Source organism: Sphingomonas aurea (genome assembly GCF_030678875.1).
GTDB lineage: Bacteria > Pseudomonadota > Alphaproteobacteria > Sphingomonadales > Sphingomonadaceae > Sphingomonas > Sphingomonas aurea.
Window position 1 is genome coordinate 200,260 of record NZ_JAUUDS010000004.1, and the last position, 19,896, is coordinate 220,155.

Annotated in this window: 20 protein-coding genes; 5 read left to right on the forward strand and 15 right to left on the reverse strand. The window is 70.2% G+C overall.

The annotated features are described in order from the left end of the window. The 4 genes from Q5H91_RS10415 to Q5H91_RS10430 are packed head-to-tail and all read left to right on the forward strand — an operon-like array spanning nt 1 to nt 4,680. The gene (locus Q5H91_RS10415; RefSeq protein ID WP_305173335.1) at nt 1–513 is read left to right on the forward strand and encodes an EF-hand domain-containing protein; all 513 of its coding nucleotides are present in this window, start codon (nt 1–3) and stop codon (nt 511–513) included. Next, a complete protein-coding gene (gene tgt, locus Q5H91_RS10420; RefSeq protein WP_305173336.1) occupies nt 510–1,658 on the forward strand; it encodes a tRNA guanosine(34) transglycosylase Tgt in 1,149 nt (382 codons plus the stop codon). Before Q5H91_RS10415 ends, tgt begins: the two co-directional genes overlap by 4 nt. Beyond that, nucleotides 1,655–1,873, forward strand: coding sequence for a hypothetical protein (locus Q5H91_RS10425; RefSeq protein ID WP_305173337.1), 219 nt, complete (start codon nt 1,655–1,657; stop codon nt 1,871–1,873). Before tgt ends, Q5H91_RS10425 begins: the two co-directional genes overlap by 4 nt. Beyond that, entirely contained in the window at nt 1,870–4,680 is a 2,811-nt protein-coding gene (locus Q5H91_RS10430; RefSeq protein WP_305173338.1) for a M16 family metallopeptidase, read from the forward strand. The genes Q5H91_RS10425 and Q5H91_RS10430 overlap by 4 nt, the downstream gene beginning before the upstream one ends. A 44-nt stretch (nt 4,681–4,724) precedes the next feature. Here Q5H91_RS10430 and Q5H91_RS10435 read toward each other — a convergent pair whose 3' ends face one another. Further along, complete coding sequence (locus Q5H91_RS10435; protein WP_305173339.1) at nt 4,725–5,057, reverse strand: hypothetical protein; 333 nt, start codon at nt 5,055–5,057, stop codon at nt 4,725–4,727. 185 nt (nt 5,058–5,242) lie between these two features. On the opposite strand from Q5H91_RS10435, the gene Q5H91_RS10440 reads away from it, so the two are divergent. Beyond that, nucleotides 5,243–5,407 (forward strand): hypothetical protein, encoded by a 165-nt coding sequence (locus Q5H91_RS10440; protein ID WP_305173340.1) that lies wholly within the window; start codon nt 5,243–5,245, stop codon nt 5,405–5,407. A 39-nt stretch (nt 5,408–5,446) separates the two neighbouring features. On the opposite strand, the gene Q5H91_RS10445 is transcribed toward Q5H91_RS10440, so the two are convergent. The 14 genes from Q5H91_RS10445 to Q5H91_RS10510 form a co-directional block, all read right to left on the reverse strand. After that, on the reverse strand, nt 5,447–5,860 hold the full coding sequence (locus Q5H91_RS10445) for a glycine zipper 2TM domain-containing protein (RefSeq protein ID WP_305173341.1): 414 nt from the start codon (nt 5,858–5,860) through the stop codon (nt 5,447–5,449). A 62-nt stretch (nt 5,861–5,922) separates the two neighbouring features. Then, nucleotides 5,923–6,348, reverse strand: a complete 426-nt coding sequence (locus Q5H91_RS10450) for an OsmC family protein (RefSeq protein WP_305173342.1) — start codon at nt 6,346–6,348, stop codon at nt 5,923–5,925. Nucleotides 6,349–6,363: 15 nt separating this feature from the next. Next, a complete protein-coding gene (locus Q5H91_RS10455; protein ID WP_305173343.1) occupies nt 6,364–6,720 on the reverse strand; it encodes a hypothetical protein in 357 nt (118 codons plus the stop codon). A gap of 66 nt (nt 6,721–6,786) precedes the next feature. Continuing rightward, the gene (locus Q5H91_RS10460) at nt 6,787–6,972 is read right to left on the reverse strand and encodes a hypothetical protein (protein WP_305173344.1); all 186 of its coding nucleotides are present in this window, start codon (nt 6,970–6,972) and stop codon (nt 6,787–6,789) included. 64 nt (nt 6,973–7,036) lie between these two features. Next, the gene (locus Q5H91_RS10465; RefSeq protein ID WP_305173345.1) at nt 7,037–7,258 is read right to left on the reverse strand and encodes a cold-shock protein; all 222 of its coding nucleotides are present in this window, start codon (nt 7,256–7,258) and stop codon (nt 7,037–7,039) included. 161 nt (nt 7,259–7,419) lie between these two features. Then, on the reverse strand, nt 7,420–7,620 hold the full coding sequence (locus Q5H91_RS10470) for a hypothetical protein (protein WP_305173346.1): 201 nt from the start codon (nt 7,618–7,620) through the stop codon (nt 7,420–7,422). 390 nt (nt 7,621–8,010) lie between these two features. After that, entirely contained in the window at nt 8,011–9,012 is a 1,002-nt protein-coding gene (locus tag Q5H91_RS10475) for a glycosylasparaginase (RefSeq protein ID WP_305173347.1), read from the reverse strand. 98 nt (nt 9,013–9,110) lie between these two features. Continuing rightward, nucleotides 9,111–12,179: a TonB-dependent receptor domain-containing protein gene (locus tag Q5H91_RS10480; RefSeq protein WP_305173348.1), complete on the reverse strand. Its 3,069-nt coding sequence runs from the start codon at nt 12,177–12,179 to the stop codon at nt 9,111–9,113. A gap of 236 nt (nt 12,180–12,415) precedes the next feature. After that, the gene (gene nagE, locus Q5H91_RS10485; protein WP_305173349.1) at nt 12,416–14,113 is read right to left on the reverse strand and encodes an N-acetylglucosamine-specific PTS transporter subunit IIBC; all 1,698 of its coding nucleotides are present in this window, start codon (nt 14,111–14,113) and stop codon (nt 12,416–12,418) included. Then, nucleotides 14,110–16,548 (reverse strand): phosphoenolpyruvate--protein phosphotransferase, encoded by a 2,439-nt coding sequence (gene ptsP / locus Q5H91_RS10490; protein WP_305173350.1) that lies wholly within the window; start codon nt 16,546–16,548, stop codon nt 14,110–14,112. The genes nagE and ptsP overlap by 4 nt, the downstream gene beginning before the upstream one ends. After that, nucleotides 16,545–16,769 carry a hypothetical protein gene (locus tag Q5H91_RS10495; protein ID WP_305173351.1) on the reverse strand — a complete coding sequence of 75 codons (225 nt, stop codon included), beginning with the start codon at nt 16,767–16,769 and terminating at the stop codon, nt 16,545–16,547. The genes ptsP and Q5H91_RS10495 overlap by 4 nt, the downstream gene beginning before the upstream one ends. A gap of 77 nt (nt 16,770–16,846) precedes the next feature. Next, on the reverse strand, nt 16,847–17,983 hold the full coding sequence (gene nagA, locus Q5H91_RS10500; RefSeq protein WP_305173352.1) for an N-acetylglucosamine-6-phosphate deacetylase: 1,137 nt from the start codon (nt 17,981–17,983) through the stop codon (nt 16,847–16,849). Next, nucleotides 17,980–18,987, reverse strand: coding sequence for an SIS domain-containing protein (locus Q5H91_RS10505; protein ID WP_305173353.1), 1,008 nt, complete (start codon nt 18,985–18,987; stop codon nt 17,980–17,982). The genes nagA and Q5H91_RS10505 overlap by 4 nt, the downstream gene beginning before the upstream one ends. A gap of 115 nt (nt 18,988–19,102) precedes the next feature. Further along, nucleotides 19,103–19,840, reverse strand: a complete 738-nt coding sequence (locus Q5H91_RS10510; protein ID WP_305173354.1) for a copper homeostasis protein CutC — start codon at nt 19,838–19,840, stop codon at nt 19,103–19,105. Nucleotides 19,841–19,896: the final 56 nt, after the last annotated feature.

The window sequence follows — 19,896 nt, forward strand, 5'->3', positions numbered from 1 at the left end:
ATGATCCTGCTCGCCCTGCTCCTCCAGGCCGCGACACCGCCGGCCGGCACCGACATCCTCGTCACCGCGCCGCCCAAGCCGTTCGCGCAGACGCCGGCGACGATGGTGGTCGAACCGGTGGCGATGATGATCGCCGCCTGCGACGCGGACGGCGACGGCGAGACGATGCGCAGCGAGATGATCGAGTGCGTCCGCCGCTCGTACGACGCGATCGACACCGCGAAGAAGGGATCGATCGGCTATTTCCAGTTCGCCGACTGGGCACAGAAGTGGCTGGGCGACCGCAACGCGCTGCCCAGCCCGTTCGACGTCGATCGCGACGGCGACAACCGGATCACCCTCGACGAGTTGCAGGCGCATTTCGCCAAGCTGTTCAGCCGCTTCGATCGCAACCGCGACGGCGCGATCGACCGCGCGGAGACGCTGACAATCCGCACCGCCCCGGCCGACGCCAACGGCCCGACGCCGCCGCGCCCGCCGTTCGGCGAAAAGCGCAAGAAGGACCGGCGATGACGCCTCCCCGCTTCGCCTTCACCATCGCCGCGACCGACGGGCGCGCCCGCACCGGCAGCATCGCGATGGAGCGCGGCACGATCCGCACCCCCGCCTTCATGCCGGTCGGCACCGCCGCGACCGTCAAGGCCATGAAGCCCGGCGACGTCGCCGCGGCCGGCGCCGACATCATCCTGGGCAACACCTATCACCTGATGCTGAGGCCGGGTGCCGAGCGGGTCGCGCGGCTGGGGGGGCTGCACGGCTTCATGGGCTGGGACCGGCCAATCCTGACCGACTCGGGCGGCTATCAGGTGATGAGCCTGTCGGAGTTGACCAAGCGCTCCGAAGAGGGGGTGGCGTTCAAGTCGCACCTCGATGGCACCCGCCATCTGCTGAGCCCCGAGCGCTCGATCGAGATTCAGCGGCTGCTCGGCAGCAACATCACCATGGCGTTCGACGAGCTGGTGCCGACCACCTCGACGCGGGAGGTGCAGGCGGCGGCGATGGAGCGCTCGATGCGCTGGGCGCGGCGCAGCCGTGATGCGTTCGATGCGGGCGCGGACCATGCCGCCCGCAACGCGATCTTCGGCATCCAGCAGGGCGCGCTGGATGAGGGGCTGCGCAAGGCGTCGGCGGATGCGCTGGTCGATATCGGGTTCGACGGTTACGCGGTCGGCGGCCTGGCGGTCGGCGAGGGGCAGGAGGCGATGTTCGCCTGCCTCGACTATGCGCCGCAGCAGCTGCCTGTCGACAAGCCGCGCTATCTGATGGGCGTCGGCAAGCCGACCGACATCGTCGGCGCGGTCGAGCGGGGCATCGATATGTTCGACTGCGTCCTGCCGACACGGTCGGGCCGCACCGGGCAGGCGTTCACCCGCGCCGGGCCGATCAACCTGCGCAACGCCCGCTTCGCCGAGGATCAGGGGCCGCTCGACCCCGCCTGCGGCTGCCCGGTCTGCGCGACGTGGAGCCGTGCCTATCTCCACCATCTGGTCCGCGCCGGCGAGATATTGGGCGCGATGCTGATGACCGAGCACAACATTCGCTTCTATCAGGCGTTGATGGCCGATCTGCGCGCCGCGATCGCCGAAGGGCGGCTGGCGGCCTATGCTAGCGATTTCCGCACGCGCTACACGCGCGGCGACACAGGAGAGACGAAGTGACCGACGCGACCACGCCCAGGACCGACGACGACGCTCCCAACGAGATCCTCGCCGCCGCGCGCGAGGTGAAGGAGAAGGCCGAGGCCGCCGCCGCCGCGACCGCGGAGCAGGCGAAGCGCTGGCCGCTCGGCAAGATCGGACTGGGCGTCGGCATCGGCTCCGCCGCGGTCGCCGCCGCCGTCCTCTACGGCAGCCGCAAGCGCGAGGGCAAGTGAGGCACGCGATCCTCGCCGCCGCGCTGCTCGCCGGCACCGCGCTGCCGGTCGCGGCGCAGGTGCAGCAGCAGGCCGCCGTCGCGCCGATCGGCTTCACCGAGCGGACGCTCGCCAACGGGCTGCGCGTGTACGCGATCCGCGACACCACGACGCCCAACGTGTCGGTGCAGGTCTGGTACGGCGTCGGCGGGCGCGACGATCCGCGCGCCCGCTCAGGCTTCGCGCACCTGTTCGAACATCTGATGTTCAAGGCGACCCGCAACCTGGTGCCCGAACAGATGGACCGGCTGACCGAAGATGTCGGCGGCTACAACAACGCCTCCACCAACAGCGACTATACCAATTATTACGAGGTCGTCCCCGCCAACCATCTGCAACGACTGCTGTTCGCTGAGGCCGACCGAATGGCGTCGCTGGTGGTCGAGCCGGCCAGCTTCGCCTCCGAACGCGACGTGGTGAAGGAGGAGTATCGCCAGGGTCTGGCCCGCCCCTATGGCAGCCTGTTCCAGACGCTGCTGCCGGCGCTCAGCTACACCCGCGATCCCTATGCCCGCGGCGTGATCGGCGATGTCGCCAATCTGGATGCGGCGACGATCGACGATGTCCGCGCCTTTCACGCGACCTGGTACCGCCCCGACAATGCGGTGCTGGTCGTCGCCGGCAACTTCGACCCCGCGCAGCTGAACGCCTGGGTCGACCGCTATTTTGCCCGGATAAAGCGCCCCGCCGGTGCGATCCCCCGCGTGACAATCACCGAGCCGCCGCGCACCGCGCCGGTCCACCGCACCGTCTACGCCGCCAACACGCCGCTGCCGGCAGTGCTGCTCAGCTGGCAGGCGCCGCCGATGAAGAGCGACGACGTGCCGGCGCTCGCCGTGCTCGACGCGATCCTCGCGACCGGCGAGCATTCACGGCTGTACGAGAGCCTGGTCTATCGCGACCAGCTGGCGCAGAGCGCGGAAACCTCGCTCGACCTGCGCGCAGCGACCGGCATCTACGCCGTCTACGCGATCATGGCCGGCGGCAAGTCGGCGGAGGCGGGCGAGGCGGCGCTGCGTCGCGAGGTCGCCCGGCTGCGCGATGCGCCGGTCACCCCGGCGGAACTGGCCGAGGCAAAGAACGAGCTGGTCACCGCAGCGCTGCGCGAACGCGAGACGGCGGAAGGCAAGGCCTCGCTCTTGGCCAACGACGTGATCCTGACCGGCGATCCGCGCACCAGCGAGCGTCATCTCGCGGCGATCCAGCGGGTCACCGCCGCAGACGTTCAGCGCGTCGCCCGCCGCTACCTGACCGACGCGCAGTCCGCTGCGCTCCGCTACCTGCCGGCAAAGCCCGGCGCCAAGGGCGATACGGTCGACGTGGCGGCGACCGTCGTCACCGCCCCGCTGGTCGCCCCGCGCGACGTCGCGCTGGTCCAGCCCGCAAGCGCCGCCGACCGCGTCCCTCCACCGCCGCCCGGACCGGCGATCGCGCCCACCGCGCCCGCGATCACCGAGCAACAATTGCCCAACGGCCTCCGCGTCGTGACCGTCGAGCGTCACGACCTGCCGCTCGTCACCGCGGAGCTGATCGCGAGCGGCGGCGGTTCGGCCGATCCGGCGGGCCGCGCCGGCACCGCCAGCCTGGCCGCGACGCTGCTGACCAAGGGCACCGCGACCCGCTCGGCCACCGACATCGTCCGCGCGATCGAGGCGCTGGGCGGCAGCATCGGCAGCGCCGCCGACCGCGACGCCGCGCAGATCAGCATCGCCGTCACCTCTGGCCAACTCCGCGCGGCGATGCCGATCCTCGCCGATATCGCGATGCGTCCGGCCTTTGCCGCGGAGGAGATCGAACGCGCGCGTGCCCAGGCGATCGACGCTGCCACCGTCAGCCTGACCGATCCGCCGCAGCTCGCCGGACTGGTCGCCGGCCGGGCGGTGTTCGGCGCCGGCCCCTATGCCGCGCCCATGGAGGGTACGCCGACCTCGCTGAAGGCGATCACCCGCGCCGATATCGCGGCGGCCTATGCGGGCAGCTGGTCGCCCGATCGCGCCGCGCTGGTGCTGGTCGGCGATATTACGCCCGCCGCCGCGCGCGCGCTGGCGGCGACCACGCTGGGCGACTGGAAGGCGACGCCCGGCCGCGCCGCGGTGGCCGCCGCCCCGTTCGGCACGCCGCGCGTGATCGTCGTCGACATGCCCGATGCCGCGCAAGCCGGCGTCGTCGTGGTTCGCCCCGGCGTCGCCCGGGCTGATCCGCGCTACTATCCGCTGATGCTGGGCAACACCGTGCTGGGCGGGGGTTTCTCGTCGCGATTGAACCAGGAGATCCGGATCAAGCGTGGGCTGGCTTACGGCGCCTCGTCGAGCGTCCTCGCGCGCCGCCTGCCCGGCAGCATCGCCGCGCGTACCCAGACCAAGAACGCCACCGCCGACGAGGCGATCGCGCTGATCGTCACGGAGATGACGCGCATGGGCGCTGCCGCCGTCCCGGTCGCCGAGCTGGACACGCGCAAGGCGGTGCTGGTCGGCGGCTTCGGCCGGGTGGTGGAAACCAATGACGGCCTCGCCTCGCTGCTGGCCGACCATCTGGCAGAGGGCGTGCCGCTGACCGAGGTCGGGCAATATCCCACCCGCATCGAGGCGATTGCGGCCGCCGAGGTACAGAGCGTGGCGGCTGCCCTGCTCGATCCTACACCCGCCAGCATCGTCGTGGTTGGCGATGCGAAGCAGTTCGTCGAGCCGCTGCGCGCCCGCTACCCGGCGCTGGAGGTGATCCCCGCCGCCGCGCTCGATCTCGATCGGCCGAGCCTGAAGCGGCCTTAACGCGAAAAAGGGCGGGGATGCACCTGGCACCCCCGCCCCTTTACTCAGCGATATCGGCGATCCTGCCGGTCATGCTTGTCGAACCGCACCCGCGCGCTCAGCGCGTCGTAGCGGCGGTCGAGATCGCGACGCTCCCACTGGTTCAGTCCACCGGCGCGGTAGCGCGACTCCAGCCGGCTCAGCTGGCGCATCTCGGTGGTCAGGCGTCGCGCTTCCGGGCGGGTCAGCCGGCCGGAGCGGATGCCCTGGTCGATCCGCGCGTCCAGATTGCCCTGACGCTGTGCGATCGGCTGCCAACCGCGCTGCGCACTGACGGTTGCCGGCATCGCGGCGGCGGTCAGGCCCAGCAGGGCTGCGGCGAGAGGGATGGCTTTCATGGTCTTCACTCCTGTTACGCGGCCGTCGATCCGGCCTGATGCTGAAATAGGAAAAAGCTGTAACCGCCCTGTCCCGTGAACTGGGGAAATGTGTCGCCGATCGTATCAGCGCCGCCGCCATCGTTCAGGAACGGAGGGAACGGGCAGCAGGATCGGCGGGTTGGCGGTGGAGAAGGAGAGCCAAGATGGACCCGATCAAGCCGACGACCGAGACCGACGATCCCAACATCTCGACCGAACATCAGCGCGACGGCGACGCGCGACGCCCCAGCGACACGCTCGACCGCGGTCAGGACGCAGACGATGTCGACGAGGGTGAGACGATCCCCCGCAAATCCTCGCTGACCTGAACAGGCGCGGCCCTGCGTCGCAACGCAGGGCCGACCCCGTCAGCGGCAGCGGACGTTGTTGCGGTCGACGGCCCGACCCGCCAGCGCGCCGCCAGCCGCACCGAGCAGCGTGCCCAGCACCTCTGACCCACCCGGCGCGATGATGTTGCCCAGCACACCGCCGGCAACGCCACCGACGAGCAGACCGGTCGTGCCGTCCGATCGGCGGCAGTAATAATTGCCGTTCTGCCCGCGATAGATCCGGTCGCGCGACGACAGGCGCCGCTCGCGATAGCGGCGGTCGTCGACATAATAGCGGTCGGCGTAATAGCCGCCATAGGCCGGGTCGACCCGGTTGTAATCGTACGACGAATAGCTGCGGTAGCGCGGATCGGGGCCGTAGTTGCCACCGGCGCAACCGGCCGTCAGCGTCGCTGCGGCGACGGCCGCCAGGGTCAAGGGAGCGATGCGCATGGTTGAAGCCTCTCCTGTTCCGTTGATGCTGCCCCAATGCGCGAAGCCCCGGTGAAGTTGCTTCAGGTCAACTTCGCGTCGAGCGTGATCTCGGCGGTCAGCAGTTTCGAGATCGGGCAGTTGGCCTTCGCCTCCTGCGCGATGCGATCGAATTCGGCGGCGTCGATGCCGGCTATGCTGGCAACCAGCGTCAGGTCGGATCGCGAAACCTTGAAGCCGTCGCCGTCCTTGTCCAGCTTCACCGCCGCCTTGGTTTCCAGCGTGCCGTCGCTGTGCCCGGCGGCGGCGAGCGCAAAGGACAGCGCCATGGTGAAACAGCTGGCATGCGCCGCGGCGACCAGCTCCTCGGGATTGGTGCCGGGCTCGTCCCCGAACCGGGTGCCGAACCCATAGGCATTGTCGTTGAGCACGCCCGACTGGGTGCTGACATGGCCTTTGCCGTCCTTGCCCAGGCCATCGTAGCGGGCAGATGCGGTGCGCGTGGTCATGGGATTGCTGTTCCTCTACTGGATGGTCGTGCCACGATCGGCGGCAAGGCTCGGCGCGGGACCGGTCGCGGGGCGCAGCGACTCGCGCAACGATGCCGGCACAGGCGCGGTCGGATCGGGGCGGAAGGCATCGGGCGCACGGTCCTGCGCCCCGGGGCGGGGCTGGTCCAGCGCCAGGTCGGGGGCTGCGTGCTCGGCCGGGTTGGCGCGCGCGCCGCGCCGCGCGAACAGGATCGCAACCGCCGTCGCGCCCAGTCCGATCGCCGCCGCGCCCGCGGTCAGCAGGTTGACGCCGAACGTCTTCGATCGCGCGGGCTTGGCGGCGGGCTTCGCCGAACGGCTGCGGCGCGCGGGTTTCTGCTTGGTAGCCATGGGAGTCCTCTGTTGATGAGTCCCCCTGTCAACGGTGCGGCGTCGCGCGCGTTCCCGTCGGGAATATCAGGCGTCGGTCCGCGCAGCCTCGCGACGCTCGCGCGCGGCCAGGGTCTGCTCGGCCCGGTCGGCCATCACCGACCAGGCATTGGCGGCACGCTCGGCCCGCTCGCGGACATTGTCGAGCACGGCGGCCTCCGCATTGGCGCGTTCGGCTTCGGCACGGGCGCGGAACAGCGTGGCTTCGGACATGGTCGACTCCTGCGAAGATAGAAAGAAAGCGGCGGCCCGGACCCGGACCGCCGCGATGCCGCACTCAGTCGGCGGGCTGCAGGTTTACCGCGGCCATCTTGCCCCGGCGATCCTCTTCCAGCTCGTAGCCGACGCGCTGGTTCTGGTTCAGCGTCACCATGCCGGCACGCTCGACCGCCGAGATATGGACAAAGGCGTCGGTGCCGCCATTGTCGGGGGCGATGAAGCCATAGCCCTTGTCGGCATTGAAGAATTTTACCGTGCCGGTGATCTGGCCATTGCTCATGAAATCATCCTTCTGTTCGGGCCGGGCCCGACTGCCGGACCCAGCGATGCGTGGGAGGCAGGGAAAGAAGGAAGAAGGTGCCGCAAAGCGCCGAAGACCGTCGATGTGCGACTGTAGCGGCACGAATGTGGGGCGCCGCAGCCCCCAACGCAAGGGCGCCGCTATTCCTGTGCCGGCAGCGCGTGCTGCGGCCGCCATTCGGTCGGTATCCGGTGAACGAAGGTCGGCCGCACGCCTGGGGTGAACCACAGCTGCCCGCGCCGGATCAGCAGCGCCTCCCGCGGCGGTCCCCGCTCGCCGCGCAGCCGCGTGCGGACCAGTACATGTTCCGGCGCGGTCGCAATGGGAAACCATGTGTGCATCGCCAATCCCTCCATTCTGCGTCCCGGTCGGCGAGCGAGTGGGGCCGCCGGGACGCAGGCGCGCCCTGAAAGGACGCGGTCGAAGGTACGGGTGGCGCATGACCGGGGATGCACCCGACCCGCATGTTGAGGGTTCCTGCCCCGATCCCGCTCATAAGGGATGTCGCATAATCCGCGGCCGCTATCGCCTTCCGCACGATTTCGGCCTGGGCGGGGTCGCGATCGGCAACGAGTTCCAGTTCGCGACCGACGAGCAGGCAGAAGCGACGCTCGCCGCCACCTGGGACGCAGGCGTGCGCTCTCGCGGGCTGGCGGACACCTCAAAAGCGTCCACTTCGCCGTCGAACTCGAATCACGCCGCGATCGATCGGGCGCCGAGGCAGCAACCGCTCAGGCGCCGAACAGCGACGACGCCTTCAGGACGCGGGTCGATCCGTTCGCGTCGGACACCGCGTAGGTGAAGCCCGGCAGCAGGCAAAAGGCGCCTACCCGCCCCCGGTGGTCCAGCGCCAGAAAGCCGACCTGCACCCCGCGAATGGCGTCGCCGCGCAGATTGGCGATGTGGCGCACCGCTTCCTCGCACGCGGCCATCGGGGCCAGCCCGGCGCGCATCCCCGCCACCACGCGCGCGGCGCCGGCGATGCGGACGACTTCTTCGCCTACGCCCGTCGCGGTCGCGCCGCCGACCGCGCGCTCGACATAGAGCCCCGCGCCGACGATCGGCGAATCACCGACGCGGCCGTGCATCTTGAATGCCATGCCCGATGTCGTGCACCCGCCTGCCATCCGTCCCCGCTCGTCCCGCGCGAGGATGCCGATCGTGTCGTGGTTGCGTGCATCGCCGGGGCGACCGGGCAGGCCCTGATTCTCGATGTTCGCCTGTGGGTGGTAGGCGGCGGTCTTCAGCCATTCCCGCCACGCCGCCTCGCTTTCGGGGGTCAGCAGGCGCGTGGCCAGGAAGCCCCGGTCTCGCGCGAAGCGGGTGGCACCCTCGCCGACCAGCATGACGTGCGGAGTATGCTCCATCACCGCGCGCGCGACGGAGATCGCGTGGGTCGTGTCCTCCAGCGCCGCGACCGCGCCGCTGTTTCCGGCATCGTCCATGATGACCGCGTCCAGCGTCACCCGACCGTCGCGATCGGGATAGCCCGAATAACCGACCGAGTGGTTGGCCGGGTCGGCCTCGGCGACCTTCCCCGCCGCCTCGACCGCATCGAGCAGCGATCCGCCCGCGCGCAACCGGGCAATGCCCGCTGCATTGGCCGCAGCGCCGAAGTCCCAGGTGGACACCATCGTCGCGGCGTCGACCGGAGCGGCGCCCACGCGGCGCGGTGCGACGGCCATGCCTCCGGCCGCCAGCATCGTGCCCATCGCCTGCCTGCGGGATGGCATCCTCTACCGCCTCCTTCATGCCCTGCCGGGCCATGGATGCCCCGAAACCGGCAAGCGGGTCCAGCCCTGCGGCCGAACCCGTTCGCCGATCCGGGCGATCAGAACCGCGCGTTGATTCCCGCGACGAGCTGGCGGCCGAGCAGGTCGTAGTTGAACATCGTGTTGCTGCGCAGCAGGCCCAGCACGCTGCGCGAGTTCGGAACCAGCGGCGGATCGCGATCGAACACGTTGTTCACCGACAGGCGGAAGGTGAACCGCTCGGCGATATCGAAGCTGGTCGACAGGTCGATGTAATCATACGCCTTCACCCCGGTATAGGTCGTCCGGCGATCGGCGGCCGTCACCGGGATGCCCGTATCGGGATCGGCGTTGTAGGAGATTGTCATCGGACTGATGTGGCGCCAGTTCACCGAGACGCTGGCGACCCTGTCGGGCGAAACCCAGCTGGTGAGGAAGCCGTGCTTCCACTTGGGCAGGCTCTCTCCGCAACCCGGCCCGTAATAGCCGACGCAGTTGCGCGGCGGCACGTCGGGCGAGTCCTGCGAGCCGACGCGCGTCACCAGCGAGCCGTTGAAGGACAGGTTCAGCGCCCCCGCTCCGCCCAGACCGAAATTATACTGCGCTTGGAAATCCCAGCCGTGCGACTGCGACTTGTAGCCGTTGCTGGTGCCCTGCGCGATATAGCCGGTGGTCGGCGTGGCATTGTCGGTGATCGGGCTCGACAGGGTGAAGGTACCCGGATTGCGCACGATACCGCGGCAATAATATTGGATGCCGGTGCTCAGGCAGCCGTTGATGAAGTCGGTCGACTGGAAGAAGTTAATCGAGTCGTTCAGGTTGATGAGGAACCGGTCGGCCGACACGACGAGCCCGCGCAGGAAGCGGGGCCGCAGCACGACGCCGAAGGTGGTGGTATAGGCCGTCTCGGGCGTCAGCCCGAAGCCGCCGCTGCGGATGGTGCAGCCCTCGTCGGGGCAGCGCAGCGCCGCGCTGCCGTAGAGGTTGTCGGGCAGCCCGGTCCGGCGGCACTGCTCGATGGTGGCGGTCGGGGGCAGGGTCGAATTCGGGTTCTGCTGATTGGGCTGCGCGCTGCAGGGATCGTTCAGCCCGCCGACCGTCTGGTAGAAGACGCGGCTCGCCTGATCCGCCTCGACGACACCCGGCGCACGCTGCGCCTTGTTATAGGCCCCGCGGAAGGTGATGTCCTCGATCGGCGCCCACAGCCCTTCGACCTTCCAGGTGTCGAACGATCCCCGCAGGCGGTTGTAGCGCGACCGGCGATAGCCGCCATTGACCTGGAGCAGTTGCGTCCAGCGCTGGTCCTCGATCAGGGGAGCCTGGGCCTCGGCATTCACCTCCCACACATTCTGCGTGAAGGTCACATCCTCGCTGGCACCGTTGGCGCGCGCGATCTCGTCCGATGTGTTGCCCAGCTTTTCCGCCCGGAACTCGCCACCGAATGCGATCGCCACGCCCTGCTTGGCGAGCGGCGAGGTTACCCCGTAGCGGCCCAGATCGGCCGACAGCGTCGCCAGCCCCTGCCACAGGCTCGGCTCGCCGGTGGACGAACCGAAGGCATTGTAGAACAGATACTGGTTGAGCGCGGTGTCGTTGTTATACGCCTTGAACGCATCGAACGGCACGCAATCGGCGTCGGTACGGTCGATGCAGGTCGGCACGCCGTTGACGTTGCGCACGCGCAGGGAGCGCTGCACCCGGTCGAAATCGGGGATTGGCTGGCCGGTGAACGTCGTCTTGTTGCGCGCATACATGCCGACCAGGTCGTAGCTCCAGACATTGTCGAGCACGCGTCCGCGAAGGCCGGCGGTGACGCGGAAACCGCGGTTGAGGATCTTCTGATCGGCAGGCGGCTGGCCATCGAAGCGGTAGCGGACGTCCAGCGGGACGTCCGCCATCGTTCCGGCCAGGCTGCCGCACAGCGTCTGCGCCTGCGACGCCGACAGGAAGGGATTGTCGCAATTCACCTGATAGGGCGTCGAGCCGTAGGAACCGAAGCTCAGCGTCCGGTTCAGCTGGGGATTGCGCGACTTGTCGCGATAGAAGAGCGCCGTCGAATAGAATTCGATGTCATCGCTGAGCTTCGCGGTCAGGAAACCGCCGGTATTGATGCGCTCGAACTCACGCTGGAAGCTGAACCCGTCATAGGGATTGGCAGCGGTGTTCGGCCCGGAATTGATCCGCACGAAGGTACGCGAGCCGTCGGGGTTGTTGACCAGCTGCAGGCCGTTGCTGCTGCCCGAGCGCGGTATGATCGTACCATTGGGTGTGAACGTCGCCCGCGAACAGCCGAGTGGCCCGTCGATCGACGCCTGGGTGACCTCGCACGCCGCATAGGATCGCGCCGCTAGCGGCACAATGTTCGAGTGGCTGTAATTGGCGAAACCGGTGATGTTGATCCGCCCGTCGAGCAGGTTCTTGCCCAGCGCGAGGTTGACGTTCACCCGCCCCCCGTCGTTGGTCATGCCCCTGGCAGCGGGGAAGAACGCCTGGCCGGCCGCGTCGGTGACCGCGTTGCTGCGGTTGTCGTGGTTGAAGAGGACGTAGCTGGCCTTCAGGTTCACCCCGTCGAAATTCTTCTTCAGGATGTAATTGACCACGCCCGAGATCGCGTCGGATCCGTACACCGACGAGGCGCCGCCGCTCAGTACGTCGATGCGATCGACGAGCGCGGTCGGGATGATGCCGACATCGGCGCCGTTCGCCAGGCCCATGCGCAGGCCGTCGACCAGCATCAGCGTCCGCTCGTAACCCAGGCTGCGCAGCTTGATGCGCTGGCGACCGGTATCCGAATCGGCGTAGTTCTGCTCCGCATTGGCCTGCACCTGCGGCAGGCGGTTGAGCGCGTCCTCGATCGTGACGGCACCCTGGATGGCAAGGTCGTTGGCGGTCGTGGTGGAGATCGGCGCCGCCGATGTGTTGTTGGGCCGGACGATGCGCGTGCCGGTGACGATGATCTCGTCGGGCCGCGCGACATCCGACGTGCGATCGATATTGGCATCGGCATCGAGCTTCGCGGAGGCGACCGGATCGCCGATCGATACCGGTGCATCCTGCGCCGCCGCGGAGTCGGTTTGCGCCTGGGCCGGCACGGCCATCAGTGCCGCGACACAGCAGGTCGCCTCAAGAACCCTCTTCAACGCGATCATCGTCTATCCCCCCCTATGACCCATGGTGCCCTCGGCACCGATCCCTTGTCGTGCGTCGCCGCTGCCGCGGATGCTGTTGGCCATCCCGTCGGCATGGGCGGTTCGCCCGTATGATCTCCGTCGCAGGCGTTCGCGGCTTCGCGCCGGATCATCCCTCGACCATGAAAAGGTGACATGGTTTGCAGGCCGATACAATACCAATAGATCGCCAATTTTGCTTTATGGTTGCATCCGTGTCACACCGTGGTTTCGGTCGTGTCGAACAGCAGATGCACCACGTTGGGCGAGGGGCGCGCGACCGCCAGTATCCCCGCCCCCTGCAATGCATCTTCATCGACCGACGCCGGGTCGATCAGGCGGATTCGCCAGCGACCGGGATGGCGCGATGCCTCCGCGACGTTGCGCTCGCCACCCAGGGCCCGCCCGATCGCATCGGGAAGCGGTTGGCACTGCGGCTCCGCAGATAGCGGGTGCGAGATCGCCACGTCCCCCGCCGCAACCTCCAGCACGGTCCGCATCTCCAGCGCGACCATGTCCGCGACCGGGCCAAGAACGACCTGCACGACATTGGCAGAGGGGCGCAGCACGCCCCGCGCGCCCAGCCGCTTCAGCGCCGCGTCGTCGATCGCCGACGGATCGTGCACCACGAGGCGCAGCCGGGTGGTGCAGGCGCCGACCTCGACCAGATTGGCCGCTCCGCCCAGAGCCGCGACATAGGCGGCGGCGCGCGGGCCCTCGACCTGCGGACCGGCGGTGACGGGGCTCTCGGCTTCGCGACCGGGCGTCGGCAGCGACCAGCGCCGGATCGCGAACCGGAACACCGCGTAATAGACCAGCGCATACCCCGCTCCGACCGGCAGCAGCAGCAGCGGCCGGGTCGCCTTGCCGTAGTTCAGCACATAGTCGAACAGGCCCGCCGAGAAGCCGTAGCCCAGCCGCACCCCCAGAGCGTTCATGATAGCCTCGGCCAGCCCGGTCAGCACCGCATGGATCGCGTAGAGCAGCGGCGCCAGGAACATGAACGAGAACTCGATCGGCTCGGTCACGCCGGTCAGGAACGAGGTGAGCGCCAGGCTGAGCAGCAGCCCACCCGTCGCCTTGCGCCGTTCGGGCAGCGCCTCGTGATACATTGCCAGGCACGCGGCGGGCAGGCCGAACATCATGATCGGGAAGAAGCCTGACATGAAACCGCCCGCGGTCGGATCGCCCGCGAAGAAGCGGCGCAGGTCGCCGGTCGTGCCGTGATAATCGCCGACGATGAAATAGGCGACGTTGTTCAGGATGTGGTGCAGGCCGGTTACGATCAGCAGCCGGTTGAGCATGCCGAACAGGAATAGGCCCCAGCCACCCGCGCCTGTCACCGTCTGGCTCAGCGCGTCTACGCCCTCGTTCAGCGGCGCATAGCTCAGGCCCAGCGCCGCGGCGATGCCCAGGCCCGCGAAGCCGCTGGCGATCGGCACGAACCGCCGCCCGCCGAAAAAGGCGAGATAGTCGGGCAGGCGCAAGGTGGCGAAACGGTTGTAGAAGGATCCCCCGATCAGCCCCGCGGCGATGCCGAGCGGCACGTCGAACCGGTGGATCGCCGCGGTTCGCGCCGCCGCCTCAACGGCCTTGCGGACATCCTCCGCCAGGTCCGGACCGGCGGGGGGCAGCACGATCAGTGCCTCGGCCCCGCGCGTGGAAACCAGATAACAGACCAGCCCGGCCAGGCAGGCCGCGCCATTGCCGTCGCGTGCGAAGCCGGTGGCGACGCCCACCGCGAACAGCAGCCCCAGATTGTCGAACACCGCCGCGCCCGCGGCGCTGACGAAGCCGATGTCGAGCAGGTCGGGCTGGCCCAGCCGCAGCAGCATACCCGCCACCGGCAGCACCGCGATCGGCAGCATCAGTGCGCGCCCCAGCGCCTGGAAGAAGGGCAACACTCGCCCGCTCATCGCATCTCCCCCGCAAAGCACGCAGCGGCAGCGCGGACCGCCGCGGCCGAGGGCTGGTCGAGCATGGCGCGCGCATGGTCGCGCGCCGTTCGCAGGTCGAGCCGCCGGACGACCGCCCGGATCGCCGCCAGCCGCGACGGCGGCACCGACAGCTCGGTGACGCCCAGGCCGAGCAGGATCGGCACCGCCAGCACGTCCGCGGCCAGCCCGCCGCACACGCCGACCGGCCGTGCGTGGCGCGCGGCGCCCGCGCAGGTCTGCGCGATCAGCCGCAGCACCGCGGGATGCAGCCCGTCGATCCCGCCGGCCACGGCCGGATTGCCGCGGTCCATCGCCAGCGCATATTGGGTCAGGTCGTTGGTGCCGATCGACAGGAACGCCGCGCGCGACGCCAGCAGGTCCGCGGTCATCGCCGCCGCCGGCGTCTCCACCATCACCCCGATCGACGCCGCCGCGCCGCCCAGCGCCTCGGCCCGGGCGATCACCATGTCCAGTTCGCCGACGCTGGCGACCATCGGCACCATGATCCGGCAACCGGTGGCGATCGCGGCGGCCAGCTGCGTGTCGAGCAGCGCCGGGTCTGCCAGCGAAACCCGCACGCCGCGGACGCCCAGCGCCGGATTATCCTCGGCCGGCAGGTTCAGATACGGCGCCGGCTTATCCCCGCCGACGTCGAGCAGCCGCAACACCAGCGGCCGATCACCCAGCACACCGGCGATCGCCGTGTAGGCGGCGCGCTGTTCGGCCTCGTCGGGCGGCGTCGCCCGGTCGAGAAATAGGAATTCGGTGCGCAGCAGCCCGCACCCCTCCGCCCCCGCCGCGACCGCCGCCTCCGCGTCCGCGCGCGACCCGAGGTTGGCGAACAATTCGATCCGGGCACCGTCGACGGTCCGGCACGGGCCGTCGGCGCTGCGCTGCGCCTCCGCCCGCCGCCGTGCGTCTTCCGCCTCGACTTCGGTAAGGCGATCGGCCGGCGGATCGACCTCGACCCGGCCGTGGTCGGCGTCCAGGATCAGCATCGTCCCGTCCGTCACGCCCGCCAGGGTCGTGCCCAGTGCCACCAGCATCGGCACCCCCGCTCCCGCTGCCAGGATCGCGGCGTGCGAGGTGGGACCACCACCCGCCAGTGCAAAGCCCGCCGCGCCCGCATCGGCGAGCGCCAGCACGTCCGACGGCAACAGCTCGTCGGCGATGACGATTGCGCCGCGCACATCGGAAGGCGCGGCCGGACCGCCGCCTGCCAGCGCCGCCAGAACACGCGCCTCCAGATCGCGCAGATCGTCGACCCGCCCCGCGATCCGAGCGTCGCCGCTGCCCGTCAGCAATGCCGCCTGCTCCGCGATCGCGACCGTATAGGCGACGGACGCGCTCCGCCCCGCGGCGATGCTGGCCTGCGCGGCGTCGAGCAGCACGGGATCGTCGAGCATGGCGCCATGTGCGGCGATCACCGCCCCCCGTGCACCATCCGCGGCGGCACCGGCGGCCAGCGTCGCGCGCACGGCATCCAGGGCGTCGGCCAGCCGCCGCGCCTCGAAGGCGGGTTCACCGGTGGCTTCGATCGGCTGCGCTACGGGTCTTTGCCAGCAAATGGAGGGGCCGATGGCCACGCCCGGCGCGGCGGCGATCCCCGGTTCGCCCGGACTTCCGCCGGTGATGATGAGAGGCGGCGGCGCTGCCGCCGTCTCCGGCGTCGCATCCTGCAGCACCGCGGCGATCGCCTCGATCGCCTCGACGGCGCGCTCGCCCTTCGCCTCGATCGTCACCACCGATCCGCACGCTGCACCCAGCCCCAGCAGCGCGGTGACGCTGTTCGCGGGGGCGCGGCGGTCGCCATGGATCAGCGTGACGGCGGCGCCCGCCGTCCGCGCCGCCGCACCGATCGTCGCGGCGGGCCGGGCATGGATGCCATGCGGCAGGCGGACGGCCACCCTGCGCGACGATCCCTCGCCATCCGCTGTCTCGACCACAGGCGCGTCATCGCCCTGCACCAGCCGGAACAGCGGCATACCGACCGTCACCATGCCGGTGGCCAGCGCCTCGATCCGGTTGCCGTTGCCGGTCGCGATGACCGGGGTGACGATTGCCGTCGCCTCGCGCACCAGCCGGTCGAGGTCGAAGCGCAGCAGCGGCGTGCCCGCCGTCACCCGCATGCCCTCCGCCACCAGCAGCTGGATGCCCGCCCCGCCCAGCGCCACCGTGTCGATACCAAGGTGCAGCAGCAGCTTGGCGCCGTTCACGGCCTCGATCGTCAGGGCATGGCGCGCGGCGTGGATCGAGGCGACCAGGCCGTCGATCGGCGCGTGCAGCGTGTCGCCGGTCGGGTCGATCGCCAGCCCCGGCCCCATCATTCCGCTCGCGAACACCGCATCGGGCACCTGCGCCAGCGGCCGGACCACGCCGGCGAGCGGCGCGAGGACGATCGCCCCGCCGCTCATCGCCCGGTCATCGTCGCGCGACCGATAGTGCCGCTGTCGGTGGCAGGGTCCGTCTCGGCGATCAGGACGATGTCGCCTGCGCCGCCCACGAACAGCGGCACCGCTGTCGGTCCGGGCGCCTCGCCAGGCTTGCGGCCGACCTGCGGGCTGACGATCCGCAATCCGCCGCGTCCGCCGATCCTTGCGAAGCTGATCGTGCCACCCTGTGCGGCCTTCCGCACAACGCCGGCCTTGAAGCCTTGACGGGCGGCAGGCCGTGCCGCGGTCCCGGGGGCCAACTGCTCGTGCCGCATCGGCCTCATGCCGGATCAACCGCGCGCGCTACATGCGTCTCGACCAAGTGAAGATCGGCGTCGAGTTGCACCCAGTCCGCTCGCAGGCCCGGCGCCAGCCGCCCACGCTCCTCCGCCAGCCCCAGAAACGCCGCCGGATGGGTCGCTGCCAGCATTGCCGCGCGGTCGGGTGTGATGCCGAACGTCGCAACGCTGTTGCGCAGCGCGCTCGCCATGTCGAGGTCGGATCCGGCCAGCGTGCCGTCGGCATGGCTGCACCGCCCGTCCGCCACATGGATGCGCCGCCCCTGCAGCATGAAGTCCGCCCCTCCTGCGCCCACCGATGGCATCGCGTCGGTCACCAGCATCATCCGGTCGAACGGGCGGCAACGCATCGCCGCACGCAGCACCGGGCGCGCGACATGCACGTCGTCGACGATCAGCCCGCACCATGGCCGGGTATCGTCCAGCGCCGCGCCGACCACCCCCGGCGCGCGCTGGATCAGCGGCGGCATCGCGTTGAACAGATGGGTGACGCCGGTCATCCCCGCATCGAGCGCGGCGAGCATCGTGTCGTAATCGGCCTCGCTATGCCCCGCGCTGACGATCACTCCGGCCTCGACCAGCGCGCGGATGCCCGGCAGCCCCGCTTTCTCGGGTGCAAGCGTCACCATCACGCGCCCGCGCCGCGGCCGGGTGAGGATCGCCAGCAGCGTATCGTCGAGCGGCCGGAATAGCGCGGCATCGTGGATGCCCTTGCGCAGCGGGTTGAGGACCGGCCCCTCGATATGTGCGCCGACGACCCCCGGCACCCCCGCCTCGATCGCCGCGTCGACCGCATCGAGGGCCGCGGCGATCCGATCCGGCGTGTCGCTGATAAGCGTCGGCAGGAACGTCGTCGTCCCGTACCGGGCATGGGCCGCGCCGATCGCGGCGATGGCGTCGACGCTGGTATCGTCGTTGAACAGCACGCCGCCGCCGCCGTTCACCTGCGTGTCGACGAACCCCGGCAGCACCCAGCCACCGTCGAGGTCGATCGTCCCCTGCGCGTCGTGCAACGGGCCGATCGCCGCGATCCGGCCGTCACGGACCTCTATCTCGGCATCGGCCAGCACGCCGGCGCCGGTGGCGACATGGCCGCCCGTGAAGCGGTACAGCGTCATAGCGTCTCCGTGACCTTGGCCAGATGCGGGGGGCGGTCCGGATCGCATCCGCGGGCGCGGGCCAGCTGCTCGGCCAGGCCATAGAAACTCGCCAGCATCGCCACCGGCTCCAGCGCCGGATGGCCGGCACGCACCGGCAGGTCGCGGCCGGAACCGGCGACCAGCACCCGCGCGCCGCGCGCGGCCAGCTCCGCGGCAATGGCGGCGACATCGTCACCCGCCGCGTCCGATGTGGCAAAGCCCAGCACCGGAAAACCCGGCTCGACGATCCGCATCGGCCCGTGCCGCACCTCGGCGGCGCTGAACGCCTCCGCCTGGATCGAGGAGGTCTCCTTCAGCTTCAGCGCCGCTTCCTGCGCGATCCCCAGTCCATATCCGCGCGCCAGCACGAACATGCCGCCGGCATCGACCAGCGGCGCGACCGCGCCCGACCAGTCCGCCTCCAGCGCATCGGCCACGGCGTTGGACAGGCCGGGCAGCGCCGCGGTCAGCGCGGCGTCGCCGCTCCACGCCGCGGCAATCGCGGCAAACCCGGCGAGCGAGGTGAGGCACGACTTGGTCGCCGCGACCGCCCGCTCCGGCCCGGCGCGCAGCGGCAGCAGCGTGTCCGCCAGTCCCGCGAGCGGCGAGTCCTCGTCATTGACCAGCGCGACGACATGCGCGCCCGCCGCCTTGTGCGCGCCCACCGTCGCCAGCAGGTCGGGGCTACGTCCGCTCTGCGATACGGCGATCAGCAGCGCACCGGCCACCGCCGGCGTCGTGCCGTAGAGTGACGAAACCGACGGCGCGGCAGAGGCGACCGGCACCCCGGTCAGCGTCTCCAGCAGATATTTGCCATAGGTCGCGGCGTGATCGGACGATCCGCGCGCACAGGTGATGACGACCGGCGGCGGGACGGTGCGCAGGCGGTTGCCCAGCGCCGCGACGCGGTCGGCATTGTCGCGCAGCATCGCGGCGATCGCGGCAGGCGTCTCGGCCGCCTCGCGCGCCATCAGCGTCGTCATGACGCGCCCCCGATGGCCGGGCGCCTGTCGAGCCCTGCGGACATCCTCTTCCCCTTCCCCATTGCGGCGGACGATAGCCATACCAGACCAGTCCCGCAATGGTCCCTGTTTGGCATTATCCATGGCGTGATGCGATCGCACCGGCCAGCGCACGCACCGCCGCCGCATCGGTCGACCGCGACGGCCCTGCGGCGAAGCCGAAAGCGGCGATCCGCGCATCGCCCCAGTCCCGCGTCGCGGCGGCCGATGCGTGGACCGTCCCGACGCCGGTGTCGCGGATCAGCGCGGCGACGGTGTCGGGGCGAACCCCGGCACCCGCGATCATCTCGATCCGCCCGCGCGCCTCCGCCACCATCGCCGCCAGCGTAGCGGCGCCGGCGGGTGCGCTGGCGGCGCCGCCGGAACTCAGTACCGCATCATAGCCGAGCCGCACGGCGACCGTGACCGCGGCAATCGGGTCGGGCGCCAGGTCGATCGCGCGATGAAGGACGATCCGCAACCCGTGCGCGGCATCGCGCAGACGCGCGAGCGCATCGCGATCCGGCGCGCCATCGGCATGGGTCGCCCCCACGACGACGCCAGCCACCCCCATCGCGCGCAGATGGCCGATCTCCGCGACCATCAGGTCGAGCGTCGCGGCGTCATACACGAAGTCGCCCTGCCGCGGCCGGACCATGGCGTGGACCGGCAGGCCGGACGCGACGGCATGGTCGACGAGTGCCGCCGATGGCGTGAGCCCGCCGATCGCCAGGGCGCTGCACAGCTCGATGCGATCCGCGCCGCCGAGGCGCGCCGCGTCGATCCCGCCCACGTCCTCGACGCAGATTTCCAGCAGAACGGCCTCGTGCGACATTTGCGGTTCCTTTACGTGCATGCAGTCTGCGGAGAAAAGCGCTGGACGTGCAACCC

Excerpts from the sequence above, each read along its gene's own strand:
- Q5H91_RS10415 (WP_305173335.1), top strand. The coding sequence starts at position 1 with ATGATCCTGCTCGCCCTGCTCCTCCAGGCCGCGACACCGCCGGCCGGC.
- tgt (WP_305173336.1), top strand. The coding sequence starts at position 510 with ATGACGCCTCCCCGCTTCGCCTTCACCATCGCCGCGACCGACGGGCGC.
- Q5H91_RS10435 (WP_305173339.1), bottom strand. The coding sequence starts at position 5,057 with ATGAAAGCCATCCCTCTCGCCGCAGCCCTGCTGGGCCTGACCGCCGCC.
- Q5H91_RS10440 (WP_305173340.1), top strand. The coding sequence starts at position 5,243 with ATGGACCCGATCAAGCCGACGACCGAGACCGACGATCCCAACATCTCG.
- Q5H91_RS10445 (WP_305173341.1), bottom strand. The coding sequence starts at position 5,860 with ATGCGCATCGCTCCCTTGACCCTGGCGGCCGTCGCCGCAGCGACGCTG.
- Q5H91_RS10450 (WP_305173342.1), bottom strand. The coding sequence starts at position 6,348 with ATGACCACGCGCACCGCATCTGCCCGCTACGATGGCCTGGGCAAGGAC.
- Q5H91_RS10455 (WP_305173343.1), bottom strand. The coding sequence starts at position 6,720 with ATGGCTACCAAGCAGAAACCCGCGCGCCGCAGCCGTTCGGCGAAGCCC.
- Q5H91_RS10460 (WP_305173344.1), bottom strand. The coding sequence starts at position 6,972 with ATGTCCGAAGCCACGCTGTTCCGCGCCCGTGCCGAAGCCGAACGCGCC.
- Q5H91_RS10465 (WP_305173345.1), bottom strand. The coding sequence starts at position 7,258 with ATGAGCAATGGCCAGATCACCGGCACGGTAAAATTCTTCAATGCCGAC.
- Q5H91_RS10470 (WP_305173346.1), bottom strand. The coding sequence starts at position 7,620 with ATGCACACATGGTTTCCCATTGCGACCGCGCCGGAACATGTACTGGTC.
- Q5H91_RS10475 (WP_305173347.1), bottom strand. The coding sequence starts at position 9,012 with ATGCCATCCCGCAGGCAGGCGATGGGCACGATGCTGGCGGCCGGAGGC.
- Q5H91_RS10480 (WP_305173348.1), bottom strand. The coding sequence starts at position 12,179 with ATGATCGCGTTGAAGAGGGTTCTTGAGGCGACCTGCTGTGTCGCGGCA.
- nagE (WP_305173349.1), bottom strand. The coding sequence starts at position 14,113 with ATGAGCGGGCGAGTGTTGCCCTTCTTCCAGGCGCTGGGGCGCGCACTG.
- ptsP (WP_305173350.1), bottom strand. The coding sequence starts at position 16,548 with ATGAGCGGCGGGGCGATCGTCCTCGCGCCGCTCGCCGGCGTGGTCCGG.
- nagA (WP_305173352.1), bottom strand. The coding sequence starts at position 17,983 with ATGACGCTGTACCGCTTCACGGGCGGCCATGTCGCCACCGGCGCCGGC.
- Q5H91_RS10505 (WP_305173353.1), bottom strand. The coding sequence starts at position 18,987 with ATGACGACGCTGATGGCGCGCGAGGCGGCCGAGACGCCTGCCGCGATC.
- Q5H91_RS10510 (WP_305173354.1), bottom strand. The coding sequence starts at position 19,840 with ATGTCGCACGAGGCCGTTCTGCTGGAAATCTGCGTCGAGGACGTGGGC.